Here is a 15875-nt window from a genome sequence, read left to right on the forward strand (position 1 = left end):
AGCCGTTCTGCCGGCAGCCTCTTTCGCCATTGCGCAGGGAGCCTGCCAACCCGAGGCTTTGCGGCGCTCGTCGCTTCACGATTGTCGGCCTCCTCGGCTAACGTTGCGATCCCCATCCGAACGGTCTCTCAGGTTTCTTAGTTCCCATCCTTACAGTCCGCTAAATCATCCAGCTCTCTCCCCTAAATGCCGGGCTTCTGTAAGTAGTTCAACATCGGAGGTTCTTCTGGATTTCGTGATTATACCAATGCTATAGACGCTTGCACTTTGCGAGTTCTTCGATATAGAAAAAGAATAAGCCGAATGGGGATCGGGGGAGGCGCTAGCATGGCGAGATCGACGGTCGTCGGGAAGATTGAACAGAAGGCTGGTCAGAAGCCGGATAGCAAGACCGTTTTGGCTGGGAATCACTCGAAAGAGCTTTTCTTCGCCGTTGTCGGTCCGGTAGGGGCAGGTGCGTCGCAGGCGATCAAGGCACTGCAACGCGTTTGCAAGTCCGGCGGCTATGAAGTTCACCTGATCAAGGCAAGCGACTTGATCCGAACCTGGGCAAATGAGAACGGCCTGGCCTTCCCTGGTGTCGGCACCAAGACCTTGGAACTGGTTACCGAGTTGCAGAACCTCGGTGACTCGATGCGCGAGCATGACATGGCCGAAGTCGCCAAGGCGGCAATGCGCGAAATCGCACAGCGACGTGCCAATCGCACCGGTCAGACGTACGTCAAGGGCGAGAAGGTCATTCCCGACAGCGTCAAGCGCGTCTATCTTATCGATTCGATAAGGCACCCGGCCGAAATTCACCTGTTACGCAGAACTTATGGCAACGCATTCGGGCTGATCGGAGTCGTTTGCGAGGAGGGCGTGCGTCGCGCACGAATTCTCGAGAAATACTTCCGCGGGCCGGAGAAAGGGCTGCCCGAAACACAGAACGCCGTCGACCGTTTCATGGATCGTGACTCGGACGACTCCAGTCGCAAGCATGGCCAGCATGTGACCGAGGCGTTCTACGAGGCGGATTTCTTTATCGACAATACCCGTGACGACCCGAACGGCACCAAGAACCTGCTGGACACCGATTTGAGCAGGTTCGTTAGCATCATCTCGCATGATCGGGTGGAGCGGCCCACCATAGAGGAGACCGCGATGCACCATGCCCACTCCGCGCGCGTGCGCAGCGCCTGTCTATCCCGACAGGTGGGCGCGGCATTGGTCGACGCCGATGGAACTGTGGTTGCGACCGGAACGAACGAAGTGCCGGCGGCCGGAGGTGGCGTCTATGGTGAGCGCTTCGCGACGTCGAGTAGAGGCATTGACGATCATCGTTGCGCTTTCCGCGCCGAGGCGTACTGCAGCAGCAATCGCGAGCAAAACGACATCATCGACAACTTGATCGAGGTCATTCCGGAACTGAAGCAGGTTTCGGACAAGATCGACCTGGCTGCGCGCATCCGGAAGACTCGGCTGGGGGGCCTCATAGAGTTCAGTCGTGCGGTCCATGCCGAAATGGATGCGCTGCTGTCGGCCGGGCGCGAAGGTGTCTCGACCGTCGGTACCCGCCTCTTCGTCACGACATATCCGTGCCACTATTGCGCCAGACACATCGTCAGTGCCGGCGTGTACGAAGTTCAGTTCATCGAGCCATACCCCAAGAGCCTGGCCAGAAAGCTGCATAGCGATTCCATCGAAGTGACCCCGTCCGAGTGGATACCGCCGGTCCCAAAGAGCATCGGTGCCGCGCGGGCACAGCTGCGTACCGCTTCGGACGTCGATAAGGACGACGTTAAGCTCAATGAGCCTAAGGTGCTTTTCAGACCGTTCGTAGGGGTAGCACCCCGGATGTACGTCCGTGCATTCGAGAAGACGTGGCAACTCAAGAATAAGACAAGCGGTGAATTTGAGATGCGGGCACCAGAATGGGGTAGCGAATGGACCACCTTGACGGTAGGCTATCCCGAACTCGAAGCAGCCTTGGCGAAATAGCGTGGCGAAACCGCAACTCACACTCGTCGAGAATACCGGAAGCTGGCATAGCCGCGTCGATGGTCGCGTTGTCGCGCAGACGCATGAGGTCGCCACCCGTGATACTGTGCAGAGCTCACCACGCGCTGATCAGCTCGATTTGTTCGACGCGCTTGCTCTTCCCGATTTGCGCGTTTTCGTCGTTGCCATGGATACCGTGCACGGCCGGACGCTTCAAAAGGCAGTGCTGTCTAGCAAACCCAGGTCGGTGATCGATCTGCGATACGCAGCCCGTTTTGACCAATACGGATCTGACAGGGATACGTTGTTTGCCTATTTCAAGTCGGTCGGTTCTTACTATGCCTTGGACTCAATGCCTTGGCATGACCTTTCGATCCGCGACTTCATGACTGAGGGCGGCGTTCAAGTCCCCAGAGTTCATCATGAGCTGGTCGAGCTGGACAGAGGGGCAGTGATGTTCTTCGTTCCAAAGCCTCAGCACGCCAGCATGCTGATTGCGTACCTGAACCGGACGCTCTCGGCCAAAGCCAAGACCAGTTGGCGGATCGAGCAGATCGGCTGATTTTAGAGGGAGCCGCCGGTTTCCGAGTCCGTATCTCGCCGTATCTTCTTGCCTCTTTCCCTACGGAATCTCATAACGTGAGGTCAAACGCGGAAACAGCACCTACAAAAGCCTATCTGTACCGAACGGTACAACATTGTCGGGTAACGTCGGCATGCGCTCCCCGGTAAGTCGCGCAAATAGCTCGGGGGCCATGCCAAGATTGGCAAGCAGGTGGTAAAGGACAATCGGGTCACGGTTGGAAATCCAGCTGATGGCCGCGCGCAGCAGCTCTGGCTCCTCGATCGCAACCCGTTCGTCGTAGCGCTCCGCCTTAGCTTGTCCGGTCTTTACCAGTTGGATGTTGGCGGTGCGATATTGCGCAGCGTCGATTAGGCCCAGATCAAACGCGCGCCGGGCGATGGCGCGTACCGAAACCTTCCAACGAAGCTTCATTGCAAACAGTGCATTCCAATCGAGAGTCCGCCGACTTCGAGGAAATTCACGCGCGAACGCGGCGCGCGGGATCAAAAAGGCCCCGGCGAACCGGTGCGCCTCCCCTTCAGTGACACTGTCGCCGGTCTGGATGCCTTGATGCATAATCAGGTGAGCGGCTTCGTGTGCGAGGTCGAAGCGCAAGCGGGCGCCGGCAACTTTCGCGGTTGAGCGAACGATGATAGGCCGGCGCCGAGCCATAGACAGCGCATCGATGCGGTCAGTGAGATCATCGAAGTGGACCACCACTGCACCAGCATTCTCCACAACACGCATCATACTGGTGATTGGACCATCAAGGCCCAGACCCCAGTGCTGTCGAGCATTCTCGGCAATGCGCTCTATCGCGTTGGGCGAAGCGGGGCGCGCCTCCTCTGGAAAGTCGACAATCGGCATGCGCACCTGGCCCTCGAGCGCGTCAACTAGTGCTTCCAAAGCTGTCCCCCGAGCCACAGCCTGCGCAGTCAGCGCTCGTGGGGCGCTCGCCAGCCGACGGAAGTGACAGTCTTCTTCACGGACGGGGTTCGTCGCCGGCGTTGCGAAGAACGCAGACGTCACCGCGAGCGCAGCTGCTAACGCGTCACGCATCTCTTCGGTTGGTTCCTTGGCGCCCGTTTCAAGCTGATGAACAAACTGACGGCTAGCGGTCACAAGCCCGCCTAACTCATCGAGCGACAGCCCTGCGAGCAGTCGCGCCAGTCGGAGCTTGTCGCCGTAAAAGAAACGTGCCCGATCCTCCCGGACTTGGCCCGGCGCACCTCCCTTCATTGTCACGCTTACACCCCGTCGGAAGAAGAGGCGATTTCGTCGCCACGCTCGTCCTGGTCGTCCCGGTGATCGCCGACAGACGGCGATGAAAGTTCAATACCCTCAGGTCGCTCTTCGTCCAGTAGCGCGATCAAAGGCTCTGCCTCAGCAAGGGGCAAGGGCCACACGACTTCGGGCTGGTCGTTGCGTAACGCGACGAAACTAGCTCCGAGGAGCGCGCCATCCATATCGGTCGTTACACCGATTCGAAACAGCATGCCGGCGGTCGGAATGCCTGGCTCCAGATCAAGCAGCAGTTGCTCGAAGGGAGTGGCAATCGAAATCTTTGCCGTAGGCTCTGCGGGATCTCCGCGCCAGAAGCGCATTGGAACACCGCCGATGCTGAACTGGAAATGCTTGCCGGGATCAATTACTCTTAGCCATTCGAAACCCAGTGTGCCGGCAGCCTTTGCGATCTGAAAGCAGCCGTAGTTGTAGGCGCAGACTCCCAAGGTCCAGTTGTCGTCTCCTATTGTGGGGTCAAAGCGATCGACCGCACTGCCACGGCCCAGGGCGAGCAGCTGTGCAACCTTGACAAGCCGTTCTACGGTCAGCTCGGGGTGATAGTCCCAAGGCAGCATCTTCACTCTCTCTTTCTCGAATCGGGCATTTCTTAGAGTCTGTCAACCATAAGGATCATTGTCAACCAATGCTTTGCTGCTGCTTCGCTCCGAGAATGAGGATGGCGGTGACAGATCGCTGTTCGCTTGCTATGCGCTGAAATGTGCATATATTGTGCGTATGAGAGGCCGGAGATTTGTCATGACCCACGCACAGCTTGCACATTCCAGGGTGGTCTCAGGCTTCGTTGACAGCCTGCAGGAGCCACGCACACCCTATATCTCGCCAAAGCGCCTGTCGCAGGCGCTTGGCGTGAAGGTGGCCAACCTGGCACAACTGACCGGTGTCCACCGCAACACGCTGCGCAACCCAGCCTCGGAGCGCCTGCAGGGCAGGATGCGCGAGATGGTGAAGGTGATTTCCGCAGCCACCGAACTCACCGGCGACGTCGACAAGGCGATCTACTGGTATCGCAACGAACCGATCGCCGATTACGGCCACCGCACGGCTGCGGAGCTCGTTGCGGACGGCCGGGTCGAGGCCGTCCTGGCCTTCGTTCGTGATCTCGAAAACGGCGCGCGCGGGTGAAGATCACCCGGGTCGGGCCGGACGAGATATTCCATCGCTATCTGACACCCAAATGGGCTTTTTTGCCCATCAGCGGTGCAGGCGCGGCGATTGACGGCGGTCGTTTCAACCGGCCAGGCGTCGAAGCGCTCTATCTGTCCCGTTCGACCCAGACCGCTCTTGATGAATACAAGCAGGGTGCCGGCATCACCCCGCCGGCGACCCTTGCCGCTTACAAGATCACGCTCGCCGACGTCGCCGACCTTTCGCAGGGGTTCGACCCGAATGCGTGGGATAGTGCCTGGAAGGAATGGGATTGTGCCTGGCGCCAGATCGCTCGCATTGACAGGAAGATACCTTCATCGTGGAAGCTTGCGGACATGGTCATCACCGCCGGGCTTCGCGGCATCCTGTTTCCGTCGCTGCGTCACGCCGGCGGCACCAATCTGGTGATCTTTCCGGCCAATCTTGTCGACGGCGATCATGTCGCGGTTCACGATCCCGATGACCGGCTCCCGCACGACCAGTCGTCCTGGTCCTGAGTCATCGACCGTCTCTGTGGTCGCAACGCGACAACGCGTGCTCACCACACCTGGTCCTCAACGACATCGTCCTCGCCCTCCCCGCTTGCCAGCCCGGCCGGAATATCGCCGGCCAGCATCTTTTCCTTCGACAGCAGGCCTGCATCCTCGGGCGCCTCGAAATCCGGCAGCTGGCGCAGCGTGTCGAGCCCGAACTGCGACAGGAAGTTCTTCGTCGTCACATAGGTATAAGGCGCGCCCGGCCGCGGACTGCGCGGCCCCGAGGCGATCAGCTGCTCAGCGCGCAGTACGCCGATCAGATCGCGTGACACCTCCTTGCCGAAAAAGCTCGACAGCTCACCACGCGTGATCGGCTGGAAATAGGCAATGCACATCAGCACCAGCGCCTCCGACTGCGACAGCTCTTTTGTCCCCTGCTCCGCGGGCGTGCCAAATGCACAGTGGATGGCGTCGCCAAATACTTTCTTGGTCCGGTGCTGCCAGCCGCCGGCGACCGCCACCAGCTCGTAAGGGCGGCCGGCGAGCTCGGCGCGGATGTCGTCGATGATCAGCTCGAGATTGCAGTTTCTTCCCACCACCCGCGCGAGGACACTACGTGTCACCGGTTCGCTGGCAGCAAAGATCACCGCTTCAACGCGACCCATCCACTCGCGCCAGCAGTTCTGGCGGCAGGTGCTCCAGCTCGGTGTCGACCAGCATTCGCTGGACATTTTTTTTCGCCCTTTCGTCGCTCGCTGTCTCGGCCATCGCTAAAGTCCAAACAGCCGGAAAGAGGAACCAGACAGCTCGCGCACCGCCTCGAGCTGTCGCAGCCGCTCGAACAGGCGGCGCGCCGCAAAACGCAACAGGTTTTTGGTCGTCAGCGAGCCCGAAACGGCGTCTTCGTTGAGCAGCAGAAAAATCACATCACCGGCGCCCTTGGCGCGCAGTTTTGGCCCGATCGCCAGAAGTTTTTCGGCGCGGCGCGACAGCTCGGCGGCCAGCTGGCAGGCCTCCGCCGCCGCCTGGGCAAGCGCCAGGCAGACCGCAGCCTCAAACCCCTCTTGTCCCGGCCGGATTCTTTTGTCGCGCGCCTCCGTCGACCGAAATGCCGGACCCAAAACCTGCGCCATCAGGAGCGGCAGCGGCCGCGGCCAGCGCAGGCTTTGCGCCAGCACCAGGTCGGCCAGCTACCAGGCCAAAAGCTCGGCATCGGGGCGCAGGGTAACGGTATGAGCGGCGATCGCCGCGGCCGCGAACGGCGCCGGCCGCCGCGACCGCGCCAATTCCTCGATTTGCACGCAAAGCGCGGCGAGCGCGGCGCCGCCCCAGGCGACCCCGAGCATTTCGACAATCTTGGCTAGCCGATCGGGGCTGGCTGCCGGCGGCCGCAGCGCCAGTTGCCGCCAGGCGCCAAGGACAGCGCCGGCGGGGCCGGGATCGGCGCCGGCCGGGCAAAGCTGCCAGGCATCGCGCAAGGCGGCTTCGTCCTCGGCGCGGCTGGCTAGCCGCATGCTGGCGGCGGCGCATTTGAGCGCCAGCCGCTGGCGCCAGGCACCGGACCAGGAAGGCTGCGCCCGGCAAAGCGTGTCGAGCGCGCCCAAGGCGGCTCCGGCCTGGAAGGCGGCGTCAGCGTTGCTCGGCGCGCCGCCCCGGGCGAGCGCCCAGGCCGGAACGGTCGGCTCTGGGGCGGGGCTGGCAGTCGTGGGATCGAGCCGAGTCATGGTTTTGCAGGGTAAAGCACCCGTGCGCTTTCCGCCATGATTTTCGCGCCAAAGCGCACAGCCTGTCGTCAGTAAATAACGAATGATAATGTTGCATTATCAGTCTTTTAGATGCTGCGGCATCTATGCCGCCACCAACGACTGGCGTACTCCTTCCGACAGGGCACCCATTCTGGCGCACAGGCAATGAATCCGTGCCGCCATGTCACGAAACGCTCGGCCCGCTCCTCTGCCGGCCGATGGTCCAGGAAATCCCCTCCCCGCGCACGATACCGGAAACCTCCTTGCCGAAGTATCGTTCGAGCACCGGCCGCCACGGTACGAGGGTGAATTCGCGCGATTTCTCCACGACGGCATATTTGCCGCTGGCTAACTCAACTGATCGGCGCAATGTGCCCTCTATCCGATCTCCTGCCCGGGCTTCGACATAGGGCAGACCGAGCTCGCCCGACAGTTGACCGGCAACACGGTTCAACTCTCGCTGACGCAAGACCGAAATCATGTTGGCGCGGTAGACGATACGCCCTTGCTCTTCGTCCGCGAGCGCTTGAGCGATCAGCCACTGCCGCCGGCGGGCCTGCGCCTCCCCGACCTCGTGGCCGAAGCCGGTATTGCGCAAGGGCTCCGGCGCATCCGAAACCAGCTCGCGGTCGAGCCAGGTGGCGCCGTCGAAGCTAACCTGTCGCGCCAACGGGATCGATGACAGCTTTTCAACGATCACAGGCTCGGCTCTGGCCCGCTGGCGCTCGTAATCCGCGACACGGTCCAGATGGTCCGGCGCGATGATCCAAGTGCCATCCGGCTCACGCTCCACGCCGCCGGTAGCACGCCGGATCGCCTCCAGTCGACGGACATGCGTTTCGGCGAAACGCTCGGTGGCCGATCTATCATGCTTGAGATGGATATCAATACTGTAGCGCCCGCCACTGGTCGCGGCGATATCGGCAACGGTGCGGTCGACCTGCCTAGGTTCGGTGTTCCTCGGCGTGACACGCACGATGTACCCGTCGGGCGTCGGTTCCGTCGCCTCGCCTTTGCCGATATCGATGTAATGGCTTTTGCCCTCCATCCCATCGAGGATCAAGTAGTGCCGGTCGTTGATTTCGTCGGCCAGGCCGCGAGCGACAACACGGCCGACCACAGGCTCGGTCTTCGGTTCCGCATCGTGGACGACATAGTCTGCGGCACTGCGGGCGAGCCCCTTTCCGGTCAGCTCGCGATGCATGGTCTTGATGATATCGCCGCGCTCGCCGATGCGGCGCAGCGTCACTTCAAGCTCATCGTCCAGGCGCCAACGGCCCGGAGGGGTCTCCTGGGCAAGTCCCATGCGCTCCAGTTTGCGCAGGCGGCCCTGGTGCAACGTTTGGCGAAACGCGTCGCGGCCGGCCGCCGAGACGAAACCGTCATCGTCGCGCATGCGCAGCAGCTGCCGGTCGATGCTGGTGAAGCGTTCCTGGTCCATTTCCTGGCGCAAGCGCTGCTCGATCTCGCGGTCGGTGCGGGGACCAAGATCGAGGCTGACCAGCTCGGCCGCCCGCTCGCGGATTCCGCTCGAAACATATTCCCGCGCGATGACGAGGTTTTCGTCGCGGTCATCCTTCCCGCGAACGATGATGTGGGTGTGCGGATGGCCGGTGTTGAAATGATCGACGGCGACCCAATCGAGCCTAGTGCCGAGGTCCTTTTCCATCTGCGCCATGAGCCGCCGCGTGAGCGGCTTCAGGTCGTCGTACTCAATGCCGTCTTCGGGCGCCACGATAAAGCGAAACTGATGGCGGTCTCCATCCGCGCGATCGAGGAACTCTTTTCCGTCAACGCGATCCTTGTCTGCGCCGTAGAGCTCGCCCGGCTCACCCTCGCGGGTGACACCGTCGCGCTGGATGTAACGCAGATGAGCACGCGCCCCGTCCTGCCCCTTGCCGGCTAGCCTGACGATGCGCGCCTTGACCATCACCCGGCGCTGGCGGAAGGCAGCGTATCGATCGCGCGATCTGAGTAATGCAGCAGCCGCCCCGCCTCGCCCTGCCCGGCTTCCGGTAAAGCGGCCGCCGCGCATGGGCTTGCCGCCTGCTCTGTTGATCGCCGCCCTGACCTGTCCAGCGTAGCCTTTGCCTGCCTTCGAGCCGTTAGACCGGATTTTGCCTAGCTTCGGCGTGAACTCATCGTCCTGCATGCCGGCCTCCAGCTAATCAAGAGTGAGATCAAGCGCTTATGCGCCCCAGCCTCCTGCGGTCGGTAGCAGCCTCTTGGAAAAACGATGTGCAGACAAAGACTTGACTGCCGCCTGGAGGCGGTACCTTTATCTTGCCTTCCGCCGACCCTGCTTCTGCCCCCGCCCAGCCGCCCTCACCGACCCGCAGCCGCCAGCCCTCACCGGCTGTCCGGCTTGCTTGTCCCAAGGTGATCCTTCCCGAGCGGCACCAGAATTTTGCCGTTCGATTTGCGCGCCAGCTCGCCGTTCCGCAGAAAAAACAGCGATCCTCCGGAGGGAGCTTCTGGTGCCTTTGCACGCGGTGATTTGCCCTTGAACTGATCCATGTCGGCGGCCGAAACCCCGGCCGCCGTTAGCCCTTTCAGATAAGCAACCGTCTCATTTGGAAGCGGTGTTCCGCGTTTCAAATGCGCCGCATAGCGTACCGGTCCAGCGTTGTAGGCGGCGAACAGGCCGGGGAAGCCGAAGCGGTCATACATGGCGCGCAGATAGGCGGTGCCGGCCAGGATATTGTCGTGCTGATCGTGCGGATCGGTGCCCAGACCGTGCGCGGCCCGCATGTCCTGATAGGTGCCAGGCATGACCTGCATGAGGCCCATGGCGCCGGCGCGCGAAGTGATGGGACGGCCATCGAGCCTGGTCTTGCCGTCGCTCTCGGCATCGACGACGGCGTAGATCCAGGTTTCAGGAATACGGAAGCGCCTGCTTGCTTCCGATACGAACTTCTGCCACTTTTGAAGCTGCGGACTATGGGAGATGGCGACCGGCTCAGCGCCGGTCGAGGCGGAACAGGCGCATGGCGCAAGGGCGATCATGCCCAGCATCAGGAGGGTCAGTCGGTCCATAGCGGCACCAGCCTCCCGATGACATTCGAGGCCGGGACCGGCCCGAAATAGCGGCTGTCGAAGGAGCGGGGCGTCTCGCCATTGAGCAGGAAGACCTCGTCATCGACGAGCTTTCGACACGCGTTCCACCATGGCAGCGCGCGGCCTTGAATGTCGGTTGCGAGGCGGCGCGCGACGATCGCGCCGCCGATGATTATGGCTTCGTTGAAGGTACAGACATGCTCGTGCGGCAGTGCAGCGATGCGCTTGACCAGCGGCACGTTGCGGGGCAGATAGCCGCGTTTTTCGGCGAGATCGGCGACCGCTTGCGCGGTCCGTACAAGCACCAGATCGCCGCGCGCCGGTGCTGCCGAAGCGACCAAATAAAGGCCTAGCGGCGCGCTGGCCGAGGCGTTCCAGACCAGCCAGGGCGATGGTTTTTCGAAGGCGGTGAAGCCGATGAGGCCGACGCCAATCGCAGCTATGGCGATTGCCTTACGGACCCGAATTCGCCGCAAACGGCTGCCGATCAGACGGATGGGGGGACGACTCATGACCGGCCTCCATGCTGAGCGTCGGAGTCCTGCTGGCGTCCTTTTGACCACTCATCGAGTTCGTCGATGTGGTAGCGGACATAGCGGCCGTGCTTGCGGAATTTCGGGCCACCGCCGGTGAGCCGCATCTTTTCCAGGGTGCGCTGGGACAGCCCGATATAGAAAGCAGCCTGCGCTGTATTGAGGAACGGGCTGCCCTTCTTGGCGCGGGCCGCGCGCTCGTTTTCGTCGTCCATGATCATCCTCGTTCGCGTGGGAGAAGCGAGGAGGATGATCGCGTGAGGGCGCTTCAGGGACGGGCGAAGAGTCGGACCATGGGTTTTCGCCGCCCCTTGAGAGGAGCCCCCGCGCCGGCTGGGGCGCGAGGGCCTGGGGCTTGCCGATCAGTCGACCGGGTTCCAGATGATGGCGTAGGTTTCGTCGTCATCCTGCCCGGCGGCGCGGCCGAGATTGGCGTAGAGCTTGCGCGGGCCGAACTCAGGGGCGGCGATTGACAGGCTCACATAGTCCTTGCCGGAGGTCTCGCCGGTGCGGATCCAGCCCGCGCCGACCTCGACGCCCTGCGTCAGCACCCGGAAGTCGGGATGGTTTTCGGCACCCTTGGCCTGGTTGGGCACGATGTCGATGTCGGCGCGGACGCTGAGCGTCTTGAGCTGGCCCTTGTAGCCGCCGTTGTCCTGCTTGGTGACGTAGCCGATCGCGGTCATGATAGTCTCCTTTTGCTGTTCGCCGGGGACCATTCCCCTGCGATGGCGGACCGTGATGGGCGCGTCAGGAACGCCTGAACCCTTCAGGGCCGCAGCGACAGCGAAGGACCCGAGCGGACGGCTTTTTTTGAAGCGAAGCGGCGCGAGGAAGCCGCCGCAGGCGGCGGGGAAAAAAGCTGGCGGCGAGGGTTTCGGGCGGGCCGGATCGCCCATAGGTCGACAAGCCAGCCGCAGGGAAATGGTCCCTGAAGACACATGGAGACAGGTCGCGCTGACCGCGCTGCATGCAACAAGCAGACGACGGCAAGGTGGGGCCGTGGACGCTCGGAGGCCGTGCCGACGACAGCTGGGCCGATCAGCGCTGGCGCTCTGCCAGCCATGCGGGTGTGGTGATCATTGGCCGATGGCGAGGAGTTTGGCGGTCGGATCTTACTGCGGTTGCGAACCGCCAGGGACGGCTGAATGCGGAAATCCACCCGACCGGAACGTCGCGTGGGCGGCGGTAAAGGGAGGTGCCGCCGCCCGAGCGAGAGGGGTCATTCGGAGCCGAACAACGCGCGGACTTTCGCCCACTGATCGGCGGTGCGGAAGCCGCCGCGACCGGTATAGGTTTCGGCAGGGACTTTCATCCGGCGCGGCAGCCATTGGTCGACCTTGTGGCGGCCGTTCTCGCCGCAAAGGAAGTCGCGGATGATCTTCTTTTGCGTCTTGACCTTCTCCGAAACATTGCCGTCCGCGACGTGCTTGCCGGCTATATCGGCCAGCATGGCGTTGGCGATTTCCCTGTCGCGAATGAGGTCGAAGAAGGCCTCGTCCGGCTGCCAGCAGGCGCCGATATCGACATTCAGATGGTTGCCGAGCGCCTCGACCACAACACTTCCTGCCTGCAAAGTCTCGCCCATGACGATGGTGAGCGCGCGCATCACGTCTTCGTCGGGAAGCGCCAGGAGGCGGGCAAAGACGCTCGCCGTGGCATGATCGTCGCTTTTTCCCCCGGCGACGGTTCTGTTCTCATCGGCCATGTTCAGCAGGGCCAGGACCGCGCGGCGTTTTTCGGCGAAGGCGGCTTCGGCCTTGCCGTTCGCGAGGCTCGCGGCCACCGCCTCGTTGGCGGCGCGTTGCGGTCCGGGCCGCACGTGCCAGAGACCCGAACCGGTGATGGCATGGGCCACCATCAGGCGCAGTGCTGTGCCCGCATGATCGAGCATGGCGGCGCGCACGGCGGCGTGGCGATGCAGATCGACATAGTTCTGCATTGGGCCAGAAAGCTCGGGGCGTGACGGCTTGGCGGGCGTGTCTGCTTCCTCACCGGCATCGGCTTTCCCGCGAGCGCGGCGGGCTTCTTTGTGCGACAGCCAGCCTTCGTGACACTCGACTTCGCCGCGATGCGAGACGGTGATGACGACCTTGCCGCCTTTTTTCTTCGGCGTCTTTTCGTGGTCCCATGAGTGGAAATACTGGCCGGGTTCCAGCACCACCACTTCGGCCCAGCCGGCTTCCAGATAGGCGTCGCGTCTGGCGGCAATTGTCGCGTTCTGCTTTTCCCAGAACAGATCGGCATCGGCGAAATAGCTATCCTCGCCGAACAGGTCGCACACCATCAGACCGGGGTAATCCTCGATTGGAAAGAGCGCCACCTTGGTGGAAATCGACTGCCGCCGAACAGCCACTGCTTCAGCTGGAAGCCGCGCGGCGGGTATTGCTCGGGATCGGCAAGAAGCGCCAGCCAATCCTGTTGCTGCGCCTTCGAGGCCATGGTGAGATGGCGCGCGGTCTCGGCGTCGATTTCGTCGCGCCTATAGGCCTCGCGGAGTTTCGGCAGCAGGTCGCCAAGCGCCAGGATGCGTTTCACGGCAAGCTCGGTGATGCCGAAGGTGGCGGCGATGTCTGGAACGGTGCGGCCCTGCTTGATCAGCCGCGAAAACGTCTCCCACTGCGATACTTCATCCGGGTCGAGGCGGGCGATGTTTTCGATCAGCGAGGCTTCGAGCATCGGCGTCGTCGCCGTCTTCCATGATGGCGCAGGGCAACGGTTCGGCTTCGCCACGCTCGTTGGCAATGGATTTCGCGGCGAAGTAACGCCGGCGTCCGGCGACGATTTCGAACATGTCGGGCGCGCCGTTGGGCCGCATCAGAAGCGGCACGAGAACGCCGCGCGCGCGAACCGAGGGCAGAATGCCGGACACGTCCGGGGCGCGTCTGGCATGGCGCATGTTGACGGCGGAAATGTTGAGCCGGTCGATTGCAATGTGGGCAAGCTGCATGGTTTTTCTCCTTTTCTTCGGTTGGGATTGTCCTGACGCGAGGCGCGACAAGCGGCGCGGCAGGGACGGTTTTGCGCCTAGCGGCGCTCTCTCGCCACGTCGGGCGAAAGCTCAAAATGGCGCTTCGAGAGTACGCTTGCTGCCTGTCGAAGAAGCTGTTCGGCCTCGGTGATATGGCCGGCGAGGCGCGCGGCCTGCGCATGGACCGAGAGCGGGAAGCGGCCCTCGAAATGGAGGTCGCGCTCGATGCCGAGGCCAAGCGGACCTTTGACGGTTTGAAGCTCGGCAAGGCTGACGCTGCCGAGTTCGGGGTACCCGAACCCGAGGTCGCAAAGGCCGAACAGCGTGTCGCCGTCGGGGTCGAGTTCGGTCAACAGCCAGGTCGCCGCGCCTGCCGGATCAAACAGCTTCACGACCGGCTGATGGTCGGTTTCAACTTGCGCCGCGCCGTTGGCGAGAAGCCGGGCGCAAAGGTCGTCGGTGATCAGGATCATGGCAAAAACTCCTTTTTCAGAACGGGTCGAGTTGATTGCGGGCATTCGGCGGGAGAAAGGTTCGCTGGACCTTTCCCTGATCCGCCTCACCAGAGGCCGATATCGAGCGGCTTTTGCGCGGCACGCGGCCGCCTCCATGAGGCGGTCGAGCCAGCCGCGCGGTGATCGGGCGGACACCGGGGACGAGCGTTTGCTCGTCTTGCGGGGTCGTCTCGCTCTGGAGGGGATGGGAAGCGCACGGCGCTCATGCCGCGATCCCCTCCTGCGGCGGCTCGGCTTCATCGTGGTGGAAAGCGAGCAGCAAATCGGCGGCTTTCGAGGCGCGGCTGGCAGCGCTGAAGATGGCGCGATTGTCCTCGCGCAGCACCTTCAGCCATGAGCCGATATAGTCGGCGTGGCGCACGGTCGGCTCGATGCCGAGACTGCTGCAGACAAAGGCTGCGGCGATTTCGGCGACTTATCTGAACAGTCAAGCTGTCTCAGGCGGATTTTGCGGAGGCATTTGCCTGAAGATCCGCGCACTTCGATCGGTCTGGGGCGCGTGAGACAGATTCCAGGGGTGGTGCGAGCGCCATGCGGCTGCTCAACCGATCGAGTTTGAGGGCCTATGCGGCGCCCCGGACCTTGTGTTGGCGAGCGCCCGCCTGCTCGGCGTGCATCCAGTCGGCGATCTGTTGCGCCTTAGCCGCGGCGGTGAAGATGGCCCGCTTGTCGGCACGAAGCACTTCGAGCCAGGACGCGACATAGGCGGCGTGATCGGGCCGCGGCTCGACACTGAGGTTGAGGTCGGCGCAGATCATGGCGCTCAGGAGTTCGACCGTGCATTCCTCCATGGCGTAGGCCGCCGAGCCGAAACGTCCGGAGAGATCGCGGTCGAGGCGATGGCTGACGCCGGAGGCATGCCCGCATTCATGGAGCAGCACGGCGTAGTAGGCGACGGCATCGCGGAAGCAGGCAAACTCGGGCATCTGCACGTGATCCGTGGACGGTCTGTAGTACGCTCGTGAGCCGCCGTGCCGGATGTCGATGCCAAGCGCCGCACAGAACCGCTCGGCCTGCTCGATACGCTCTGCCTCGGGCAGCACCGGCATCTCGGGCGGCGTGTAGCCATCGACCTGGGCGCAATTGAAAACCGTGTAGCCGCGGGCGAACATGCGCCGGGCAGGCTCGTCGCGATCTTCGTCGCCGTCCTCGGCGTCGGCCTCGCCGTGGCGATCGGCAATCTTCCAGAACACGACCAGATGGCCGCGCTCGCCCTTGCGGACCTGGGCGCCGAGTGCCTGCCACTGGCGATAGGTGCCCCAGATGCCGGCGGGATAGCCGACCCCGTGAGCCGCGGCCCAGAGTGCGATGACGTTGACGCCGCGATAGGCCTTCTGCGAGGCGACGTTGACGGGCGTGGTGATGGCCGATCCGTCATGGTGCCAGGGCATCCGATAGTCGTCGGCGCCGGCCTCGATGGCGGCGATGATCTGGCTGGTGACGCGCTCGTAGATGTCGGTCCGGGTCTCATGTGTGCGATTCGTGGTCATGGCTGCCTCCTCAAGCTCGCCCTCTCCGTCGAGGGCGAGGCGGCAGAGGCAGACGCGGGAAGCCGGCCCGTCACACCCTGTTCTCGGTGCTG

General features: G+C 62.8%; 16 protein-coding genes and 3 pseudogenes. 4 read left to right on the top strand and 15 right to left on the bottom strand.

Annotated features, from left to right (window positions below; genetic code table 11):
* Positions 1–327: 327 nt before the first annotated feature.
* Complete coding sequence (locus CGZ66_RS28835) at positions 328–1980, top strand: anti-phage dCTP deaminase (protein WP_095090246.1); 1653 nt, start codon at positions 328–330, stop codon at positions 1978–1980.
* A gap of 1 nt (position 1981) precedes the next feature.
* Positions 1982–2542 (top strand): hypothetical protein, encoded by a 561-nt coding sequence (locus CGZ66_RS28840; RefSeq protein ID WP_095090247.1) that lies wholly within the window; start codon positions 1982–1984, stop codon positions 2540–2542.
* Positions 2543–2644: 102 nt separating this feature from the next.
* On the opposite strand, the gene CGZ66_RS28845 is transcribed toward CGZ66_RS28840, so the two are convergent.
* Both CGZ66_RS28845 and CGZ66_RS28850 read right to left on the bottom strand, forming a co-directional pair.
* On the bottom strand, positions 2645–3784 hold the full coding sequence (locus CGZ66_RS28845; RefSeq protein WP_095090248.1) for an ImmA/IrrE family metallo-endopeptidase: 1140 nt from the start codon (positions 3782–3784) through the stop codon (positions 2645–2647).
* Between the two features lie 8 nt (positions 3785–3792).
* The gene (locus tag CGZ66_RS28850) at positions 3793–4410 is read right to left on the bottom strand and encodes a hypothetical protein (protein ID WP_143748884.1); all 618 of its coding nucleotides are present in this window, start codon (positions 4408–4410) and stop codon (positions 3793–3795) included.
* Positions 4411–4585: 175 nt separating this feature from the next.
* Here CGZ66_RS28850 and CGZ66_RS28855 point away from each other — a divergent pair, with 175 nt between their 5' ends.
* Both CGZ66_RS28855 and CGZ66_RS28860 read left to right on the top strand, forming a co-directional pair.
* Entirely contained in the window at positions 4586–4972 is a 387-nt protein-coding gene (locus tag CGZ66_RS28855) for a hypothetical protein (protein ID WP_095090518.1), read from the top strand.
* On the top strand, positions 4969–5493 hold the full coding sequence (locus CGZ66_RS28860; RefSeq protein WP_095090250.1) for an RES family NAD+ phosphorylase: 525 nt from the start codon (positions 4969–4971) through the stop codon (positions 5491–5493). Before CGZ66_RS28855 ends, CGZ66_RS28860 begins: the two co-directional genes overlap by 4 nt.
* 41 nt (positions 5494–5534) lie before the next feature.
* Here the strand turns inward: CGZ66_RS28860 and scpB are convergent.
* The 13 genes and pseudogenes from scpB to CGZ66_RS28915 all read right to left on the bottom strand — a co-directional run bounded on the left by scpB (position 5535) and on the right by CGZ66_RS28915 (position 15783).
* Positions 5535–6240 (bottom strand): annotated as a pseudogene (gene scpB, locus CGZ66_RS28865) (SMC-Scp complex subunit ScpB).
* Between the two features lie 2 nt (positions 6241–6242).
* Positions 6243–7196: pseudogene (locus tag CGZ66_RS28870) on the bottom strand (DUF1403 family protein).
* A 205-nt stretch (positions 7197–7401) separates the two neighbouring features.
* Positions 7402–9369 carry a relaxase/mobilization nuclease RlxS gene (gene rlxS, locus CGZ66_RS28875; protein WP_095090251.1) on the bottom strand — a complete coding sequence of 656 codons (1968 nt, stop codon included), beginning with the start codon at positions 9367–9369 and terminating at the stop codon, positions 7402–7404.
* Positions 9370–9566: 197 nt separating this feature from the next.
* The gene (locus tag CGZ66_RS28880; protein WP_095090252.1) at positions 9567–10253 is read right to left on the bottom strand and encodes a lytic transglycosylase domain-containing protein; all 687 of its coding nucleotides are present in this window, start codon (positions 10251–10253) and stop codon (positions 9567–9569) included.
* On the bottom strand, positions 10241–10786 hold the full coding sequence (locus tag CGZ66_RS28885; protein ID WP_095090253.1) for a S26 family signal peptidase: 546 nt from the start codon (positions 10784–10786) through the stop codon (positions 10241–10243). The genes CGZ66_RS28880 and CGZ66_RS28885 overlap by 13 nt, the downstream gene beginning before the upstream one ends.
* Positions 10783–11022, bottom strand: coding sequence for a helix-turn-helix transcriptional regulator (locus tag CGZ66_RS28890; RefSeq protein WP_095090519.1), 240 nt, complete (start codon positions 11020–11022; stop codon positions 10783–10785). Before CGZ66_RS28890 ends, CGZ66_RS28885 begins: the two co-directional genes overlap by 4 nt.
* Before the next feature lie 147 nt (positions 11023–11169).
* A complete protein-coding gene (locus CGZ66_RS28895; protein WP_095090520.1) occupies positions 11170–11493 on the bottom strand; it encodes a DUF736 domain-containing protein in 324 nt (107 codons plus the stop codon).
* Between the two features lie 536 nt (positions 11494–12029).
* Entirely contained in the window at positions 12030–13130 is a 1101-nt protein-coding gene (locus CGZ66_RS40980; RefSeq protein WP_245331273.1) for a hypothetical protein, read from the bottom strand.
* Positions 13094–13486: a ParB/RepB/Spo0J family partition protein gene (locus CGZ66_RS40985; protein WP_245331274.1), complete on the bottom strand. Its 393-nt coding sequence runs from the start codon at positions 13484–13486 to the stop codon at positions 13094–13096. Before CGZ66_RS40985 ends, CGZ66_RS40980 begins: the two co-directional genes overlap by 37 nt.
* A complete protein-coding gene (locus CGZ66_RS40990; RefSeq protein ID WP_245331275.1) occupies positions 13437–13808 on the bottom strand; it encodes a ParB/RepB/Spo0J family partition protein in 372 nt (123 codons plus the stop codon). Before CGZ66_RS40990 ends, CGZ66_RS40985 begins: the two co-directional genes overlap by 50 nt.
* Before the next feature lie 26 nt (positions 13809–13834).
* A complete protein-coding gene (locus tag CGZ66_RS28905) occupies positions 13835–14251 on the bottom strand; it encodes a DUF2958 domain-containing protein (protein WP_095090254.1) in 417 nt (138 codons plus the stop codon).
* Between the two features lie 244 nt (positions 14252–14495).
* A pseudogene (locus CGZ66_RS28910) lies at positions 14496–14708 on the bottom strand (zincin-like metallopeptidase domain-containing protein); the annotation flags it as partial.
* Between the two features lie 148 nt (positions 14709–14856).
* A complete protein-coding gene (locus CGZ66_RS28915; RefSeq protein ID WP_095084956.1) occupies positions 14857–15783 on the bottom strand; it encodes an ArdC family protein in 927 nt (308 codons plus the stop codon).
* Between the last annotated feature and the right edge of the window lie 92 nt (positions 15784–15875).

The organism is Mesorhizobium sophorae, assembly GCF_002270415.1.
Taxonomy (GTDB): Bacteria; Pseudomonadota; Alphaproteobacteria; order Rhizobiales; family Rhizobiaceae; genus Mesorhizobium; species Mesorhizobium sophorae.